The organism is Mesorhizobium sp. WSM4983 (assembly GCF_029625765.1).
Taxonomy (GTDB): Bacteria; Pseudomonadota; Alphaproteobacteria; order Rhizobiales; family Rhizobiaceae; genus Mesorhizobium.
The window spans coordinates 1334016-1350657 of sequence record NZ_JARTVM010000001.1 but is presented as its reverse complement, the minus strand read 5'-3'; the positions used below and the strand labels follow the sequence as shown (position 1 = coordinate 1350657).

The 16642-nt window shown below is 63.6% G+C and carries 18 protein-coding genes; 13 read left to right on the top strand and 5 right to left on the bottom strand.

Going from position 1 to position 16642, the window contains the following annotated elements; translation table 11 throughout:
- Positions 1-654: 654 nt before the first annotated feature.
- Positions 655-2706: an elongation factor G gene (locus tag P9254_RS06630; protein ID WP_067326663.1), complete on the bottom strand. Its 2052-nt coding sequence runs from the start codon at positions 2704-2706 to the stop codon at positions 655-657.
- 273 nt (positions 2707-2979) lie between these two features.
- Here P9254_RS06630 and P9254_RS06625 point away from each other — a divergent pair, with 273 nt between their 5' ends.
- A complete protein-coding gene (locus tag P9254_RS06625) occupies positions 2980-3375 on the top strand; it encodes a (R)-mandelonitrile lyase (protein WP_095801631.1) in 396 nt (131 codons plus the stop codon).
- Positions 3376-3449: 74 nt separating this feature from the next.
- Here the strand turns inward: P9254_RS06625 and P9254_RS06620 are convergent, their stop codons facing one another.
- On the bottom strand, positions 3450-4652 hold the full coding sequence (locus P9254_RS06620) for a pyridoxal phosphate-dependent aminotransferase (RefSeq protein ID WP_127325079.1): 1203 nt from the start codon (positions 4650-4652) through the stop codon (positions 3450-3452).
- A 205-nt stretch (positions 4653-4857) separates the two neighbouring features.
- Here P9254_RS06620 and P9254_RS06615 point away from each other — a divergent pair, with 205 nt between their 5' ends.
- The 3 genes from P9254_RS06615 (at position 4858) to P9254_RS06605 (ending at position 7325) form a co-directional block, all read left to right on the top strand.
- On the top strand, positions 4858-5757 hold the full coding sequence (locus tag P9254_RS06615; protein WP_095823235.1) for an EAL domain-containing protein: 900 nt from the start codon (positions 4858-4860) through the stop codon (positions 5755-5757).
- Complete coding sequence (locus tag P9254_RS06610; protein ID WP_095823234.1) at positions 5754-6629, top strand: EAL domain-containing protein; 876 nt, start codon at positions 5754-5756, stop codon at positions 6627-6629. Before P9254_RS06615 ends, P9254_RS06610 begins: the two co-directional genes overlap by 4 nt.
- 87 nt (positions 6630-6716) lie before the next feature.
- The gene (locus tag P9254_RS06605; RefSeq protein WP_095801628.1) at positions 6717-7325 is read left to right on the top strand and encodes a glutathione S-transferase family protein; all 609 of its coding nucleotides are present in this window, start codon (positions 6717-6719) and stop codon (positions 7323-7325) included.
- 558 nt (positions 7326-7883) lie between these two features.
- Here the strand turns inward: P9254_RS06605 and P9254_RS06600 are convergent.
- Positions 7884-8096 (bottom strand): cold-shock protein, encoded by a 213-nt coding sequence (locus P9254_RS06600; protein ID WP_066994534.1) that lies wholly within the window; start codon positions 8094-8096, stop codon positions 7884-7886.
- 273 nt (positions 8097-8369) lie between these two features.
- Between P9254_RS06600 and P9254_RS06595 the strand changes: the two genes are divergently transcribed.
- Positions 8370-8699 (top strand): hypothetical protein, encoded by a 330-nt coding sequence (locus tag P9254_RS06595; protein WP_067327152.1) that lies wholly within the window; start codon positions 8370-8372, stop codon positions 8697-8699.
- Between the two features lie 23 nt (positions 8700-8722).
- Here P9254_RS06595 and P9254_RS06590 read toward each other — a convergent pair whose 3' ends face one another.
- Positions 8723-9292, bottom strand: a complete 570-nt coding sequence (locus P9254_RS06590; RefSeq protein WP_278054493.1) for a methylated-DNA--[protein]-cysteine S-methyltransferase — start codon at positions 9290-9292, stop codon at positions 8723-8725.
- A 175-nt stretch (positions 9293-9467) separates the two neighbouring features.
- Here P9254_RS06590 and P9254_RS06585 point away from each other — a divergent pair, with 175 nt between their 5' ends.
- The 6 genes from P9254_RS06585 to P9254_RS06560 all read left to right on the top strand — a co-directional run bounded on the left by P9254_RS06585 (position 9468) and on the right by P9254_RS06560 (position 15189).
- The gene (locus P9254_RS06585; protein WP_278054492.1) at positions 9468-10445 is read left to right on the top strand and encodes a transglycosylase SLT domain-containing protein; all 978 of its coding nucleotides are present in this window, start codon (positions 9468-9470) and stop codon (positions 10443-10445) included.
- A 44-nt stretch (positions 10446-10489) separates the two neighbouring features.
- Positions 10490-10987 carry a GNAT family N-acetyltransferase gene (locus tag P9254_RS06580; RefSeq protein WP_278054490.1) on the top strand — a complete coding sequence of 166 codons (498 nt, stop codon included), beginning with the start codon at positions 10490-10492 and terminating at the stop codon, positions 10985-10987.
- Between the two features lie 399 nt (positions 10988-11386).
- Positions 11387-12655, top strand: coding sequence for an ABC transporter substrate-binding protein (locus tag P9254_RS06575; RefSeq protein WP_127216253.1), 1269 nt, complete (start codon positions 11387-11389; stop codon positions 12653-12655).
- Between the two features lie 5 nt (positions 12656-12660).
- The gene (locus P9254_RS06570; RefSeq protein ID WP_278054487.1) at positions 12661-13599 is read left to right on the top strand and encodes a carbohydrate ABC transporter permease; all 939 of its coding nucleotides are present in this window, start codon (positions 12661-12663) and stop codon (positions 13597-13599) included.
- A 1-nt stretch (position 13600) separates the two neighbouring features.
- A complete protein-coding gene (locus tag P9254_RS06565) occupies positions 13601-14425 on the top strand; it encodes a carbohydrate ABC transporter permease (protein ID WP_278053520.1) in 825 nt (274 codons plus the stop codon).
- A gap of 206 nt (positions 14426-14631) precedes the next feature.
- A complete protein-coding gene (locus P9254_RS06560; protein WP_278054486.1) occupies positions 14632-15189 on the top strand; it encodes a DUF4142 domain-containing protein in 558 nt (185 codons plus the stop codon).
- Between the two features lie 31 nt (positions 15190-15220).
- Here the strand turns inward: P9254_RS06560 and P9254_RS06555 are convergent, their stop codons facing one another.
- On the bottom strand, positions 15221-15541 hold the full coding sequence (locus P9254_RS06555; RefSeq protein ID WP_278054484.1) for a DUF1476 domain-containing protein: 321 nt from the start codon (positions 15539-15541) through the stop codon (positions 15221-15223).
- 224 nt (positions 15542-15765) lie between these two features.
- Here P9254_RS06555 and P9254_RS06550 point away from each other — a divergent pair, with 224 nt between their 5' ends.
- Complete coding sequence (locus tag P9254_RS06550; protein ID WP_278054483.1) at positions 15766-16155, top strand: DUF6152 family protein; 390 nt, start codon at positions 15766-15768, stop codon at positions 16153-16155.
- The gene (locus P9254_RS06545; protein ID WP_067326725.1) at positions 16156-16623 is read left to right on the top strand and encodes a hypothetical protein; all 468 of its coding nucleotides are present in this window, start codon (positions 16156-16158) and stop codon (positions 16621-16623) included. It begins immediately after the preceding gene.
- The last annotated feature ends 19 nt before the right edge of the window (positions 16624-16642 follow it).

Genomic DNA, 16642 nt, shown 5'->3' with positions numbered 1-16642 from the left:
CAGAAATAAACGCGACCAGCCCAAGTTCGCATCATTGTGAATTTAGCGTATTTCGGCACCGGAATCTGACCCGGTTTGCATATCAGCGATCGCTTTCAGTCCGGAACGGCTCTGGATTCGGCGATTTTTTCTGGTCCTATCGGTTCTCGCGACGGATTAGACCACAGCCTACCTCTTTTTGCATGCGTGTGTTGCAAAATAGATGCTTGTTTCTTGAGCATGATGAGCACATATATAGTTCATCTCCAGGGCGCGTTCTCCTCCCATTAGCGCCCTCGAGTGTTCCCCTCTGGAGGTTAGCCCTAATCGGCACTTCCAATCAAACTCAGCCGGATCTTTATTGATCCGGCTTTTTTGTTGCGCCGAAGTCACGCCGACACCAGAAATGCGTGCGCGCGGCCCGCGTAACAGTGACATGTAACATCGGGTAACATGTCGCAGACGCACTCTATCGATTAGGTAGATCATAGGACGCGGTTGGTCGGTCCGGGAGATGGGGGCATCACTCGGACAGGCCGGGCTCAGGCAGCTACCGCGTCCGATCCATTTCCTGATGCGGCGGGACCTGCCGTTGCCTCCCAAGGAAGACAGTCCGCAATAAGAACGGCGCCCGGACGATCCGGGCGCCGTTTTCGCGTCTTCAACAAGATCCGATCAGGCGGCCTTGCCGTTGGCGTTCATCGCCTCGTCGGCGAGGCGCCCGGTCAGCTCGGCCATATGGTCGAAGACGGCCTTGTAGCTGGCGACGCCTGCCGTCGCCGAGCGCAGCTCGATGATCAGGTCGCCGATCTCGGCCTGGGGCATGGTCGCTTCGACCACGTCCCAGCCCGGCCAGCCGGGCCGCGCGTCATAGCCAAGGATCTGGCCGCGCCGCTGCGGGATCAAAGCGATAATCCTCGAGGTCGCATCTGAAGGCGTGACGATCTCGACCTTCATGATCGGTTCCAGCAGAACCGGCGAACAGGCCGCCATGCCTTCCTTCATCGCCAGCTTGGCCGCCATCTGGAAGGCCATGTCGGACGAGTCGACGGCATGATAGGAGCCGTCCGAAAGGTTGACGGCGACATCGACCACCGGGAAGCCGAGCGGACCGGATTTCAGATAGTCGCGGATGCCGGTCTCCACCGACTGGATGTAGGTTTTTGGCACGACGCCGCCGGTGATGGTGTCGGTGAACTGGAAACCCGTGCCGCGCGGCAGCGGCTTGATCTCGATCACCACGTCGCCGAACTGGCCGTGGCCGCCCGACTGTTTCTTGTGGCGGCCGCGCTGCTGCGCGGATTTGCGGATCGTCTCGCGATAGGGCACCGCCGGCGAATGGCCATCGATCGGGATCTGGTTCTTGCCCTCCAGCCGCTCGCGCACGACGCGCAGGTGCATTTCGCCATGGCCCGACAATACGGTCTCCGCGGAATCCTGGTTGTGGTGCAGGCTGAGCGAGGGGTCTTCCTCGGCTAACCTCTGGATCGCTGCCGACATCTTGACCTCGTCCTTGCGCTCCTTGGGGCGCAGAGCGAATGCGAACACCGGTTGCGGGGGCTCCAGGGCGATCAGCGGCTTGATGCCGCCCTTGGCCGAACTCAGCGTTTGGCCGGTCCTGACATTGTCGAGCTTGCCGAGCGCGACGGTATCGCCAGCCTTGGCCGACGGCAGCTTCAACTGGTCTTTGCCAAGCATCTTGTAGATGCCGGAGACCTTCGTCGTGTCGCCGCTGGAGAGGAAGAGTTCGGCCGCGTCGGCCACCTGGCCGGAAAGCACACGCGAAATAGACAGTTTGCCGCCATGCGCGGTGTGGATGGTCTTCATCACCTGCACGACCGTCTGGCTGCCATCAGGCGCGCCAAGGCGCTTGCGCGTCGCCTCGACGTCAGGCGCGTCGTGGCGGATAGCTTTCAACAGGCGCAGCACACCGTTGCCCTTCTCGGCAGTACCGATCAGCACCGGCGTCACCGAGCCGGCGCGCAGGTCAGCGGCAAGGTCATCGAAGATCGCGTCCTTCGGGGGCTCGATCTCCTCCAGCAACTGCTCCATCAGCTGGTCGTCATGGTCGGCCAGCGTCTCCAGCATCGAGAACCGTGCCTCGAGCTCGCGCGCCTTGTCGTCGTCCGGAATCTCGGCGACCTGGCTTTCGGCATATTCGCGGTAGACATAGGCGCGCTCCAAGGCCAGATCGATCGAGCCGATGACGACACCATCCTTGCGCAATGGAATCTGGCGCAGCAGCAGCGGCGCCGAGCTGGCCGGCTGCAGCATCTTTAGCGTCTCGCGCACGCCGGCGACCGCCTTGTCCACCTTGTTGAGGAACAGGATGCGCGGCACGCCGAGATCGTCGAGCTTGCGCATGATGAGCTGAAGCGCGGGTATCTTCTTTTCGTCCGCTTCGGCCACGACCACGGCGACATCGCAGGCGGCAAGCACCGGCTCCGCCTCGAAGGCGAACTCGATGGAACCGGGGCAATCGACGAAGGTGAACTGCTCGCCCATGAATTCCGTCGTGGCAAAGGTCGCCTCGACGCTCATGGCGTGGGCGCGGGCTTCTGGCGAATGATCGGAAACCGTGTTGCCCGATGAGACGGGATTCTGGCGGGGAATGGCGCCCGTGCGGGCGAGGATAGCTTCGAGAAGTGTCGTCTTACCGCTTGCGAAGGGACCGACTATGGCGATGCATTTCGGTCCCGTGCGTCGTCCTCCGGCGCGATTACCCATGGCTGACCTCCACTCAGGCGTTTCCCTGGGAGCGGCGGCCGGCCTGTTCAGCCGTCGCGGGCGGGGTTGTTGCTCACCACCTGCCAAGGCCATCGTCACACGGGTTAGCGGAGAGGGCAAGGAAAATAGGAAATGCGCCGGCTTTGGTTTTGTGCTCGGTTTCGAACAGCCCGGTGGCTCAAGCGCTCAAAGGCGATTGCGCCGGTCGCCATATAGCAAGAAACTGACCTCCCGCTGCGGCGGACGGTCCCTAACGATTTGAGAGTTTCTACGATGAGGATCATTGCGTGCGGCAGCGTGCCGACGATCATCGCGCCTGAAAAGTATTTCACCGGCAAGGTGCTGCAGACGCCGATCATCGAGAAGGAGGCGCCGGCGCGGCTGAGGGCGACCCTGGTCAGTTTCGAACCGGGCGCCCGCACGCATTGGCACACGCACCCGCTCGGCCAGACGCTCTATGTCACCGCCGGCGCCGGGCTTGCGCAAACGTGGGGCGGGCCGATCGAGGTGATCAGGGCCGGCGACGTCATCTCCTTCGCGCCGGGTGAAAAGCACTGGCACGGCGCCGGGCCGAAGACCACGATGACGCATGTCGCCATGCAGGAAGCGCTGGACGGCGTCCATGCCGAGTGGCTCGAGGCGGTCTCCGACGAGCAGTATGGCGGCTGATTGCCGTCCCAGCAAAAACCCGGCGCGAAGCCACCGGCGCGAAGCCGGGTTTTTGTGGATGGCGGCGTTGCCGATCAGGTCAGCGACGCAGTGAAGCGCTGGATGCGGGTGCAGGCTTCCTCCAGCAGCGCCTCCGATGTTGCGTAGGAGATGCGGAAGTTCGGGCCGAGGCCGAAGGCCGATCCGAACACAACGGCAACGCCTTCGGCTTCGAGCAACTCCGAGCAGAAGGCTTCGTCATTGTCGATGACCTTGCCGGCCTTCGTCTTCTTGCCGATCAGCTCGGCGCAGGATGGATAGACGTAGAAGGCGCCTTCCGGGGACGGGCAAGAGATGCCGCGCGCCTGGTTGAGCATCGACACGACGAGGTCGCGCCGGCCCTGGAAGATCGCCTTGTTCTTGGCGATGAAGTCCTGTGGGCCGTTGAGCGCCTCGACGGACGCCCATTGCGCGATGGTGCAGGCGCCGGAAGTCTGCTGGCCCTGGATCATGTCCATTGCCTTGATCAGCGGCACCGGGCCGGCGGCGTAGCCGATACGCCAGCCGGTCATGGCATAGGCCTTCGACACGCCGTTCATGGTCAGCGTGCGCTCGTAGAGGCTCGGTTCGACCTCGGCGATGGTCTTGAAGACGAAGTCGCCATAGGTCAGGTGCTCATACATGTCGTCGGTCAGCGTCCAGACATGCGGGTGCTTGAGCAGCACGTCGGCCAGGGCCCTGAGTTCACGCTCGGTGTAAGCGGCGCCCGATGGGTTGGACGGCGTGTTCATCAGCAGCCATTTCGTCTTCGGCGTGATCGCCCTTTCCAGCACCTCAGCCGTCAGCTTGAAGCCGTTGTCGATCGAGGTGTCGGCAAAGACGGACGTGCCGCCGCAGATCGCCACCATTTCCGGGTAGCTCACCCAATAGGGGCGCGGGATGATGACCTCGTCGCCGGGGTTCAGCGTCGCCATGAAGGCGTTGAACAGGATCTGCTTGCCGCCGGTGCCGACGATGGTCTGCTCCGGTCGGTAGTCGAGATTGTTCTCGCGCTTGAATTTTTTGGCGATCGCCTCGCGCAGCGGCGCGATGCCGGAGACCGGCGGGTACTTGGTCTCGCCACGGCGGATCGCCTCGATCGCCGCGTTCTTGATGTTATCGGGCGTGTCGAAGTCCGGCTCGCCGGCGCCGAGGCCGATGACGTCACGGCCGGCATTTTTCAGCTCACGCGCTTTCTGCGTCACCGCGATGGTCGCGGAAGGCTTCACGCGGGAAAGGGCGTCGGCAAGAAAGGCCATGACAGAGCGTCTCCAAGAGAAGGGCGCGGCCAGGAGCGGCCGCGGCGCCTCTCATGTCGCATCATCGGGCCAAGCGCAAGCATTGTCGGGTGATCCAGAGGTCAAGGTGGCGTGAGCGGCAACTATAAATTCATCAACGAGCGGTAAACCCTTGGCTGGCAGGATGGCAGATCGAATTCCGCTTTTTCTGCGGAGCGAGGGACCTTTGTCGCGCAGCATCGGGCTTGCCCATATCATCCGTCATGATGACGGCACCTCAAGCGGTGTCTGGGGAATCTACACGCTGCAGAGCGCCTTCCAGCCAATCTTCGCCTTCGATGGAGGCAAGCTTTCGCTCGTCGCCTTCGAGGGGCTTATCCGCCCGTTCCGCGACGGTGAGCCGCAATCGCCGATGAGCTTCTTCGGCACTTGCCCCGCAGGCGACCGGCTGCATATCGAGGCGCTGACCAGGACGCTGCATCTGCTCAACGCCGGCGGCTGTCTGCCGCAAGAGGCGTCGATTTTCGTCAATTTCGATCCGTCGGTGTTCACCGACCGCGCCATCGTCGACAAGGCGCTGCGCGACATGCGGCTGGTGCTGCACGAGGCCGGCATCGACCCGCGCCGTATCGTGTGCGAGGTCACCGAGCAGAAATCGGCTTCGCAGGAAACGCTCTACAGCTTCGTCGAGGCGCTGCGCGCCAACGGGTTCCGCATCGCCGTCGACGATTACGGCGCCGACGAATCCGACATCAACCGCATCAAGGAATTGCGGCCGGACATCGTCAAGTTCGACGCCAACTGGATCACGCAGCTGATGGAGTCCGGAGCCGGATTCGCGCTGCTGACAACGATGGTGACGAGCTTCGAAAGTCAGGGCATCCGCACGGTTTTCGAAGGCATCGAGGAAGGCTGGCAGCTCGAGCTCGCCGAGAAATCCGGGGCGTCGATGGTGCAAGGCTATGTGCTTGCCCGGCCGGAGCTGGCCTCGACCAGTCTTCGCGTCTTCGGCAAGAGCGTGCAGGCGCCCGCGGCCGGGGAGGGCAAAACGATCGCGGCCGCCAGTCCCGCTCCGGTGGCGTCAGCTCGCCCGACCAAGGCGTTTGGGCGCAAGGTGACGCCATGATCGGGCGGCCCGACAGGCAGCGCCCCGAAAGGCGGCGAAGTGTCGCCGAAGCGATCTTCGAAGACGAGATCGGCCTTCAATTCGGCGTCTATGGCGAGTTCCGGCTGTGGAGCGCCTACCAGCCGATCTTCGCGCCGCGTGGCAGATCGCTGCAACCCGTCGCCGTCGAGGCGCTGATCGAGCCGCGGCGCGTCGCGACGCCGGTTGCGCCGCAAGTTTTCTTCGACAGCGTTGCGGCAAAGGACCGTCTGTTCGTCGAGACGATGTGCCGGATGCTGCATCTCGGCAACTACCGCAACATCGGGGTCGATGGCCTTACCCTGTTCTTCAACTACAATCCGATGATCAACGATCATCTCGGACGGGCGCTCGCCGAGATCCGGCTGATGGCCAGGCATCTCGGCGATTTCGGCCTCGAGCCGGCCATGCTGGTCTGCGAGATCACCGAGCAGGCAGCCGACGAGCATGTGCTCGCCCGCCTCGTGCGCGAGATGAGGCGTGGCGGTGTCCGCATCGCCATCGATGACTTCGGCACCGGACATTCGACCGAAGCGCGCATCGGCCTGCTGTCGCCCGACATCGTCAAAATCGACGGCGGCTGGTTCGCCGAGTTCTGCCGCCATGCCGCCGCCGAGCGGTTCTTCCGGCCGCTGGTTTCGACGCTGCACGACCGCGGCGCCAAGGTGCTGGTCGAGGGCATCGAGCATGCCACGCATCTGCGCGTCGCGCTCGATGGCGGCGTCGACCTCCTGCAAGGATATCACCTCGCCCGCCCGGCGCTCGCCGGCACCATCTTCAACGAAGAGCCGCTGGCGATCGATGCGCTGCTCGGCATGGACAACAAGGTAGTGCCTTTGCATCAGCGCCGCTGATGCTTTCACTCAAAAACAAATCACTGGATGAACTCCGCACAGGCGAGTTAGAGGCTGCCGATCGTTCGTCGCGCGCGGAGAGGGGCCATGATCCTTTATGACATGATTGACAGCGGCAATTGCTACAAGCCGCGTCTGTTGATGGCAAAGCTCGGCATTCCCTTCACCCGCATCGAAGTGAGCTCGCACACCGGCGAGACGCGCAAGGCCGACTATGTCGCCAAGAACCCCAACGCGATGGTGCCGCTGCTCGAGCTCGACGACGGCCGACGCATCGCTGAATCCAACGCCATTCTGCTCTATCTCGCCGAAGGCACGCGCTTCCTGCCGGCCGACAGATATGAGCGGGCGCTGGCGTATCAGTGGCTGTTCTTCGAGCAGTACAGCCACGAGCCCTATATCGCGGTGCGCAAGGCGCTGCTCACATTTCCCGAGAGGGCGAAGGATGCGACGCCGGAACGGTTGGCGCTGACCTTGGAGCGCGGCAACAAGGCGCTCGGCGTGATGAACAAGCATCTGGAGCAGAACGCCTTTTTTGCCGGCGCCAGCTACAGCGTCGCCGACATTGCGCTCTATGCCTACACTCACACCGCCGAGATGGGCGGTTTCCAGCTCGACGCCTATCCGGCCGTGGTGGAGTGGCTGAAGCGGGTCGAGACGGACAAGGGGCACGTGCCGATCGAGTGGGTGGGGTAGTCTGTTTCTATGCCGCAGCATTTTGCAGCCGCCGAATGCTGGCTATTTGATGAGACGATCGTATTCGGCATGGGGTGCCGATCCAGATCCAGTCGAAGCATCAGCGCTTTCGAGGGCCAAGGCCCGATAAGTGTCGTCTATCCTCGCCGACCAAAGCTCTCCCACCTTTTGAAATGGAGGGATGGATGTCGCGGATTGGTCTCATCGAAGTGAAGTTCTTGTCGGCCGGTACGGCGAACGGCCTTTGGTCACGCAGTTTGCCGGCAGCAAAGTGGGACCACAAGCGCGGGCGGCGGCTTGCCAATTCAGGCAACAAAAAAGGCGGGACAATGCCCGCCTTCCTATGCCGGTAGCCTGATCGGAAGCGTTGGGGCCGGGCCGGCAGCTATCTGCTGTTCCAGCTTGTCGGGTCCTTTCGCTCCGGCGCGCTTATCGCACGACCGTCAGTACATCCGTGACTTGCCGCCCGCTCCAGGCTCTCGCCCGGTGCGCGTCGCTAACTAGGCGCATTGTGCAATGCCAGGCGATCACGCCCGGCTGCAAAATGCCAGCGCCAAATCAGGCTGCCTTGCTCAGAGACCCAGCAGCGGACTTGCCGGTGCGGCGGTCCTGCTCGATCTCGAAGCTGATCTTCTGGCCTTCAACGAGGGTGGTCATGCCAGCGCGCTCGACGGCGGAGATGTGGACGAAAACGTCCGCGCCGCCATTGTCGGGCTGGATGAAGCCGTAGCCCTTGGTGGCGTTGAACCACTTAACCGTACCAGTTGCCATGTAGAGTCCTTCACATTTGCTTCGTTTGACCGGACCAAAGCCCGGCCGGTGGTATCGAAATTTTGGAGATAGACGTCAGCAAACGCGAAGATCGCGGCCCGATCGATCGGCCAAATTCAATGCGCCGGATATAGTATGGTTCGCGAACGAAAACAAGATGGCGTTACCGGCATGTGCCGCGATAGCGTCCAACGGAGCCCACTGCGCTTGGAAGGTTTGCAGCCGGGGATGCGTTGTGGAGGGAAGATGCGCTTGCTGTTGCGGGAGAAGATCATGAGGACAATTCTGCTTGCCGCCTGCCTGATGTTGGTGGCCGCCGAGGCGCAGGCCGTCTCGCGCTACGACCCGACGCGCATGAGCTGCGACCGCGTGCGGGCGACGATCGCCAGGCAGGGCGCGGTCATCCTGCGCTATCAGTCGACGCGCGTGCCGGGACTGCCGCTTTATGACCGCTATGTGCGGGACGAGCGCTTCTGCAACATGGGCGAGGTGAGGGCGCGGGCCTATGTGCCGAGCGCCGATACTAAATCCTGCCCCGTCTATATCTGCAAACGGCCGGACTTCGACCGGCATTTCCGACGGCGGATCTTTCCGCGCCATTAGAGTCCGGCGTTCGGCAAGCCGTGTCAGAACGCGAATGATGCCTGAGCGGCGGGCGGCGGGCCGACCCGCACGCCTTCCATGGCCAGCATCTTCTCCTTGGTGGCGGAGCCGCCGGTAGCCGAGAAGCCGCCGATCTTGCCGCCGGCGGCAAGGATGCGGTGGCAGGGAATGACCAGCGGCACCGGATTGGCGCCGAGGGCTGCGCCGGTTTCGCGCGCAAGCCCGGCATGGCCGGCCCGCTTGGCCAGTTCGCCATAGGTGGTGGTCTCGCCGAAGCCGAGTTGGCGCGCGGCGTCATAGATGGCGAGGCGGAAATCGTCGACGCCATCGAGATCGACCGGCACGCCGGAGAAATCGACATCCTCCCCGGCTGCATAGGACTTGATCGAAGCGATCAGTTCGACCACCCATTGCGGCTGTTCGCTGGAGGTGGAGACTCCGGCATGGCGAAACAGGCGGCGCTCAACCGCTTCGCGACTGCGCTCGGGCAGGCAGAGCCGGATCAGGCCCTTTTCGCTCCAGGCGACGCCCATGAAGCCGATCACTGTTTCTAACACTGCGTGGCCGGCCGTGATCGGCAATGCGTTTTCCATGGTGCGCTCCTTTCCGCAAACTGCGAAAAACGGGTACATCTCCAGTACAGATGGGGAACAATATCGCAGTTTGCTTCGAGTCTCGCCACCCGAAAGCTGCACACTGGCCCTGATTGCCCGGTTGGAATCGCTGGTGTAAGGACTTTTCAACAACCGACAATCGGACCTGCAGGGCTTGGCAGCGAAAATCATCCTCACCGCGATCGGCGTGCTCGTTGCCGCTGCCGGCCTCAGCGGCTGTACCTCGACCTCACAGATGAAACCCTCGCCGGCGCTTGCGGCGGCATCGACGCCGGCCGCCGAGGACGACACACCGACCATCGCGCTGCCCGAAACCGTTGCTGTGCTGCCGGAGCCTTCCGGCCTCGCTCAGGTGCAAACGGCGGCGCTGACCGACGATGCCGTGGCCCTGGCGACGGCACCTGGGGCGACGGCGCCTGGCGCGACGACGGCTGGCGCGCCGTTGCCGCCGCCCGCGCAGCCCGGCGCCACCCTTCCGCCGCCGGCGCAACCTGCCGCGTTCGCCGGCTCGACACCCGTCGCCGGGCAGTTTCCAACGCCGCCGGTGCTGCTGGCCGGCGCATCGCCGACCGGCCCCGGTGCGCTCAAGCAGGCCGCCGTCTACCGGACTGCCGCTGTTGCCATGCCGGTCACCGGCCAATCTGCGAAGGTGGTTCCCATGCCGGGCGTGCAGCAGGTCGCCTATGTGATGCCGCAGAACCCGGCGCTGCTTGCCCAACCGGGCCAGCCCGAACAGCATGCCACGGGTCCGCGCGCCGAGATCGAGCGGCTGATCGAGAAATATTCGGCGATCTACGAAGTGCCGGTCGATCTGGTGCGCCATGTCGTCAACCGCGAGAGCACCTTCAATCCGAAGGCCTATAATCACGGTCATTGGGGACTGATGCAGATCAAGCACGCGACCGCACGCGGCATGGGCTATGACGGGCCGGCAGCCGGCCTGTTCGACGCCGAGACCAATCTCAAATACGCTGTCAAATACCTGCGCGGCGCCTGGCTGGTCTCGGGCGGTAATGCGAAGCGGGCCGACCAGCTCTATCAGACGGGCTATTATTACGACGCCAAGCGCAAGGGCCTGCTCGATCAAACGGGTCTCGGCGTCGACCGCCGCCGCCTGCAGCCAGGCGCCTGAGCGCCGGCAACGAGGCGCGTCCCATCGGTCTTTGGGGCAGTTGCATGCGTGACACTGACAGCCGCCGGCCGCCGACTCCAGACGATGTCCGCCTTCGCAAGCTTCTCGATGATGCGCTGACCGCGCCGCATTGGCCGGAAGGCTTCGTTATGCGCCCGTTCGAGCACAGGGATGCGCAGGCCCTGCACGCACTGCTGGAAGAGGCATTCGACGACGGCGCCGAAGGTCCGTTCGACGAATGGTGGCCGCGCATCTCTGGCGATGCCGAGTTCGATCCGGACCTCTGTTTCCTGGTCATCGACGGCAAGGGGCTGCTGGCGGGTGCCGCGCTTTGCTGGGCGTCGGGCTTCGTCAAGGATCTGGCGGTTCATCCGGACTCGCGAAGGCACGGCATCGGCGAGGCGCTGATGCGGCACGTGTTCCTGACTTTCCGCGACAGGGGTGCAGCCCATGTCGACCTCAAGACCAACACGGTGAAGAACCTCGCCGCCTTCAGGCTTTACGAGCGGCTCGACATGCTCCCAGTGGCGTGGGAAGGGTAACGCTTCGCGGCATTTGCCTGCGGCGGCACAACCGAATGCGGGGCGCATTGTGAACCGCTTCACACAAGCTGACGTTAGGGCATGCTAATGCGTCGTGGTGCAGGGCGGCCGATCGGCGGATCGACGCTGGCAAGGCGTCGGAGAGGCTGTGCCGGCATGCGTCAGCCACTCCAAGGCGGGCTCCGGGGCGGCGGGTTTCGGAGCCCGCCCGCTTTGGGCGTGCGGCCAATCGCGAGATCTCCCTTAACCGAGTGACTCGGGTCAGTCCCCTCGCGGCCCGTCCCCGATGGCCATGTCTGGAACCCCGAAGCGTCGCTCCGCATTCAATGCGGGCGGAGGGTCATCATCAGCCGACGCGGCAAGGTCCGCGTGGACGGTTCCGAGGCGAGGCCCACCAGCATGAAATTTTACCGCGCGTTCCTCGCACTTGCCGTCGGCGCGATGCTCGCGGTGGCGCCGGCTCGCGCGGTCGAGCTGTCGATCGTCTCGGGCGACACGGGCAACGGCATCAAGGTCTTGCGCGAGATACTCGACCGCTACCAGAAGCAGAGCGGCAACAAGGTCGACATCGTGGTGATACCGCCGTCGGGCACCGACCAGTTCGGTCAGTTCAGATTGTGGCTCGCGGCGGGAAACAGCGACATCGACGTCTACCAGACCGACGTGATCTGGGCGCCGCAGCTTGCCAGCCAACTCGTCGATCTCACCGCGGCGACCAGGGATATCGTGGCCGAGCACTTCCCGTCGATCATCCAGTCGCAGACCGTGAACGGAAAGCTGGTGGCGCTGCCGATCTTCACCGACGCGCCGGCACTCTATTACCGCAAGGATCTGCTCGACAAATACGGCGCCAAGGTGCCGACCACCTGGCAGGAACTGGCCGACACCGCCAAGCTCGTCATGGACAAGGAGCGCACCGCCGGCAACAAGGACCTGTGGGGTTTCGTCTTCCAGGGCAACGCCTATGAGGGGCTGACCTGCGATGCGCTCGAATGGGTGATGTCGAATGGCGGCGGCCAGATCATCGAGCCCAACGGCACGGTCTCCATCAACAACCGACAAGCCGCGGCCGCGCTCGACATGGTCAAGGGCTGGATCGGCACCATTGCGCCGCCGGGCGTGCTCGCCTACCAGGAAGAGGAATCGCGCGGCGTCTGGCAGACCGGCAATGCCGTCTTCATGCGCAACTGGCCCTATGCCTATGCGCTCGGCAACAGCGAGACCTCACCGATCAAGGGCAAGTTCGATGTGGCGCCGCTGCCGGCAGGAACCGGCGAAGACGCCCGGCCGACGGCAACGCTCGGCGGCTGGAATCTCGCGGTTTCCAAATATTCCAAGCACCAGGACGCGGCGATCGATCTGGTGAAGTTCATCGCCTCGCCCGAGATGCAGAAGTATCGGACGCTGAGGACGTCCAACCTGCCCACCATCAAAGCGCTCTATGACGATCCCGATATCGCCAGGGAACAGCCGATCGTCCCGCGCTGGAAGCAGATATTCCTCAACGCGGCGCCGCGCCCTTCGGCGGTCGCCAAAATCAAGTACAACGAAGCCTCGAGCCAGTTCTGGACGGCCGTCCACAACACCATGTCGGGCGACGGCAGCGCCGCCGACAATCTGGCCGATCTCGAAGCCAGGCTGACCAAGCTGAAGGGCAAGGGCTGGTGAGGGCGATGCCTGTGAGCCGCTCGCGCCTGATGCGGCAACGCGTGCGCTCGGCCTGGCTGTTTCTGGCGCCGATGCTTCTGGTCCTTGCCGCCGTCGCCGGCTGGCCGCTCCTGCGCACTTTCTACTACAGCTTCACCGACGCCTCATTGGCCGATCTCGACGCCCGTCAATGGGTCGGCTTCGACAATTATTTCTCGATGCTCAGCATGCCGAGCGGCCGCGTGCTCTATGACGGGCTGCTCGCCGATCCGGTCTGGTGGCGCGCCGTGTGGAACACGCTGCTCTTCGCCGTAGTCTCGGTGGGCTGTGAAACGGTCCTCGGCATGATCGTGGCGCTCGTTCTCAACGCCGACTTCAGAGGCCGCGGCATCGTCAGGGCGGCGATCCTCATTCCATGGGCGATCCCGACCATCGTCTCGGCCAAGATGTGGCAGTGGATGCTCAACGACCAGTTCGGCATCATCAATGCGGTGCTGCTCAATCTCGGCCTGATCGACGCGAAAATCGCCTGGACCGCGAGCGCCGACACGGCGATGATCGCGGTGCTGATCGTCGACATCTGGAAGACGACGCCGTTCATGGCGCTGCTTTTCCTGGCCGCGCTGCAGATGCTGCCGCGCGATGTTATCGAGGTCGCCAGGCTCGACGGCGCCAATCCGTGGCAGATCTTCTGGAAGGTGACCTTGCCGCTCATCCGCCCGGCGGTCATGGTTGCGGTGATCTTCCGCGCGCTCGACGCGCTACGCATCTTCGACCTGATCTACGTGCTGACGCCCAACAACGTGCACACCAAATCGATGTCGGTGTTCGTGCGCGAGAACCTGTTCGAGTTCGACAAGTTCGCCTATGGCTCGGCCGCCTCGACGCTGCTTTTCCTGATCGTCGCCCTGCTCACCATTTGCTACATCCGCATCGGCCGGATAGAGCTGGAAGGAGGCCGCTGAGATGGCGATGTTGAAGCGCCTGGGCTTCTTCCTGCTGGTGGGGGCAATCGTCTTCGTCGCGGTGTTTCCGCTCTATTACGCCATCGTCACCAGCCTGAAATCCGGCACAGAGTTGTTCGAGGCGAGCCTTTGGCCGCAGGCGTTAAGCCTCGCCAACTACAGGAACGTGCTGGTCGAAGGTCCCTTCCTGCGCAATCTCCTGAATTCGCTGGTCGTCTCGGGCGCCGTCGTGCTCATCTCGCTGCTGCTCGGCGTGACCTCCGCCTATGCGCTGGCACGCGTCCAGTTTCGCGGCCGTTCGGCGCTGATGCTTGCCATATTATCGGTGTCGATGTTTCCGCAGGTCGCGGTGCTGGCCGGCCTGTTCGAGATCATCCGCGCCTTTGGCCTCTACAATTCGCTCATCGCACTGATCTTCTCCTACATGATCTTCACTCTGCCGTTCACCGTCTGGGTGCTCACCGCCTTCGTGCGCGACCTGCCGGTCGAAATCGAGGAAGCGGCGATCCTCGACGGCGCGACGCCATGGATCATCGTCACTCGCGTCTTCCTGCCGCTGATGTGGCCCGCATTGGCGACGACAGGGCTGCTCGCCTTCATCGGCGCATGGAACGAGTTCCTGTTTGCGCTGACCTTCACCTCCAACAACGCGCAGCGCACGGTGCCGGTGGCGATCGCGCTGCTTTCCGGCAACTCGCAGTTCGAGATCCCCTGGGGCAACATCATGGCCGCTTCGGTGATCGTCACGGTGCCGCTGGTGGTGCTGGTGCTGATCTTCCAACGCAAGATCGTTTCCGGCCTAACCACCGGCGGCGTGAAGGGATAGGCCGTGCTGATGTTCAGGTGATGCCGGGCTGCGAATGGCGGTGTCCTGCGCTTCGGTGTTCACGTACTTCAAGCACGCTCCGGTTCTCGGTACGACCATCCTCGGCTCGGCCTGACCCTGACTCAACACGGCCTCCTTCACGCCCTCAACGCAACCGGCAGCGCCATTTCGCGTTGGAAGTGCAAGGGGCTGATCGGAGATTCCAGATGAAAACACTTCTGACCGCGGCCGCCATGGCGCTCGTTGCCGGCGCGCCGGCCACCCTTGCTCAGTCGAGCGACAGCAAGGATGTCGCGCCAATGGCGGCAGACAACAAGGTCGACACGCAGACTTTCGTCACCACCGTACCCAATGCCAACGAGTTCGAAATCCAGGCGAGCAGGCTGGCCGAGGAGAAGTCGCAGTCGGACGAAGTCAAGGCTTTTGCCAACGAGATGGTCAGGGACCACACCAAGGCAGGGGAGGATTTCAAGGCGGCGATGAGCCAGGGCCAGACGACGGCTTCTATCAAGTCGGCCGGCCCCGCTCTGGGGCCTAAGGAACAGCAGATGCTAGGCGAGCTGAAGCAGGCGAGCGGCACGGAGTTCGACCGGAAGTATATCAAGATGCAGATGGATGCGCACAGGGACGCGGTCGCGCTGTTCAGCACCTATGCCAATTCCGGCGACGACCCGGCGCTGAAGGAATTCGCCAAGAAGACTCTGCCGGTGCTGAAAATGCACGAGAAGCATGTGAAGGAACTGGCGGTGGCGCATCACGGGTGAGGGCGTGGTTTCTGCCCCCCGCAGCGGGTCCTCAGCTCGCCTTGATCTGCTCGACCGCCGTTGCCAGCAACTCGTCCATGGCCTGGCGAATCTGGGCATCCGACTGGACGACGCCCGCCGCGTCGAAGTCGGCACGGACCTTGCGGAACACGTCGTTGTCGCCCGCTTCCTCGAAATCCGCGCGCACCACCTCTTTCGCATAGCCGTCGGCATCCACGCCGGATTTGCCGAGCTTTTCGGCGGCCCACAGGCCGAGCAGCTTGTTCCGGCGCGCCACGGCCTTGAACTTCGTCTCCTCGTCCATTGCGAATTTCTTTTCGAAGCCTTCCTGACGGTCCCTCATGCTGCTCATGGTTTGCCTCGCTCAGACGTGAGTTCGACCGCCTCCGATGCATGCGAAGAGCGGCCAGGAGAAGCGAAAATGGGGAGCATGAAGGCCTGTAGCAAGGCCTGATCGTGGTGTGGACGCCGCGGACCCGAAATTCGTGCCATGCCGGGCCGAAGCTCCGATGTGATTTGACCTGGCCGGGCCGTAGCCTACTTTCGACCTGGCAGGAGGAGTGGAGGAGACGGGCGATGAAGTCACCGTTGAACCATATGCAGGGCGTCGTGCTGACGGCGGCGTCGATGTTTGCTGCCGGCACTGCCGCCTATGCCCATCACGGCTGGTCGTGGACGCAGGACGACTTCTTCGAGCTCAAGGGCAAGATCGCGGCGATCTATATCGGCAATCCGCATGCGACGCTGGACGTCGATGCGAAGGGGGAGGTGTGGCGGGTGGAGATGGCGCCGCCGGCCCGCACCATCGCCGCCGGCTTCACCGAGGAGGTCGCCAAGGTCGGCGACGCGGTGACCGCGATTGGCCATCGCTCGCGCGAGGAGGCGGAAAAGCGCATGAAGGCGGTGCGCATCATCGTCGGCGGCAAGCGCTACGACGTCTATCCCGACCGACTGCCGCCGGCCTAGATGGCGGAGTTTCTGGCCGGCATCGAGCAGCTTGCCTTGGTGCGCGGGCTGAAAGCCTCCTTCGTCGCCTATCCGATCGTCAATGCGCTGCACATCATGGCGGTCGGCGCGCTGCTCACCAGCGTCGGCCTCATGGATTTCAGCGTCCTTGGCGCCTTCCGCTCGCTGCCCCACGCGCCGTTCGTCGCGCTGCTGCGCCGCGTAGCCCTTGGGGCGTTTGGCGGCGCGATCATCACCGGGGCGCTGCTGTTTTCGGTAAAGGCGGGCACCTATGCGGCGATGCCGATCTTCGTTGCCAAGATAACACTGATCCTGCTGGCGGGGGCCAATTTCCTCGCCTTCACGCGCTTGACCCGCACGAGCGGGGTGGCCGAGTCGGCCGGGGGCATCGCGGCCGTCCTGGCCGTGATTTCGCTCGGCCTGTGGACCTGCGTGCTTTTCGCCGGGCGGTTCATAGGGTTTTTGTGAAGCAGTTCCACGAAGAGCC

Bases quoted from the DNA above. Each gene is read 5' to 3' on its own strand.
- P9254_RS06595 (WP_067327152.1), top strand. From the start codon at position 8,370: ATGAGGACAATTCTGCTTGCCGCCTGCCTGATGTTGGTGGCCGCCGAG.
- P9254_RS06570 (WP_278054487.1), top strand. From the start codon at position 12,661: ATGCCTGTGAGCCGCTCGCGCCTGATGCGGCAACGCGTGCGCTCGGCC.
- P9254_RS06545 (WP_067326725.1), top strand. From the start codon at position 16,156: ATGGCGGAGTTTCTGGCCGGCATCGAGCAGCTTGCCTTGGTGCGCGGG.
- P9254_RS06560 (WP_278054486.1), top strand. From the start codon at position 14,632: ATGAAAACACTTCTGACCGCGGCCGCCATGGCGCTCGTTGCCGGCGCG.
- P9254_RS06550 (WP_278054483.1), top strand. From the start codon at position 15,766: ATGAAGTCACCGTTGAACCATATGCAGGGCGTCGTGCTGACGGCGGCG.
- P9254_RS06590 (WP_278054493.1), bottom strand. From the start codon at position 9,292: ATGGAAAACGCATTGCCGATCACGGCCGGCCACGCAGTGTTAGAAACA.
- P9254_RS06580 (WP_278054490.1), top strand. From the start codon at position 10,490: ATGCGTGACACTGACAGCCGCCGGCCGCCGACTCCAGACGATGTCCGC.
- P9254_RS06620 (WP_127325079.1), bottom strand. From the start codon at position 4,652: ATGGCCTTTCTTGCCGACGCCCTTTCCCGCGTGAAGCCTTCCGCGACC.
- P9254_RS06600 (WP_066994534.1), bottom strand. From the start codon at position 8,096: ATGGCAACTGGTACGGTTAAGTGGTTCAACGCCACCAAGGGCTACGGC.
- P9254_RS06625 (WP_095801631.1), top strand. From the start codon at position 2,980: ATGAGGATCATTGCGTGCGGCAGCGTGCCGACGATCATCGCGCCTGAA.
- P9254_RS06555 (WP_278054484.1), bottom strand. From the start codon at position 15,541: ATGAGCAGCATGAGGGACCGTCAGGAAGGCTTCGAAAAGAAATTCGCA.
- P9254_RS06565 (WP_278053520.1), top strand. From the start codon at position 13,601: ATGGCGATGTTGAAGCGCCTGGGCTTCTTCCTGCTGGTGGGGGCAATC.
- P9254_RS06575 (WP_127216253.1), top strand. From the start codon at position 11,387: ATGAAATTTTACCGCGCGTTCCTCGCACTTGCCGTCGGCGCGATGCTC.
- P9254_RS06610 (WP_095823234.1), top strand. From the start codon at position 5,754: ATGATCGGGCGGCCCGACAGGCAGCGCCCCGAAAGGCGGCGAAGTGTC.
- P9254_RS06630 (WP_067326663.1), bottom strand. From the start codon at position 2,706: ATGGGTAATCGCGCCGGAGGACGACGCACGGGACCGAAATGCATCGCC.
- P9254_RS06605 (WP_095801628.1), top strand. From the start codon at position 6,717: ATGATCCTTTATGACATGATTGACAGCGGCAATTGCTACAAGCCGCGT.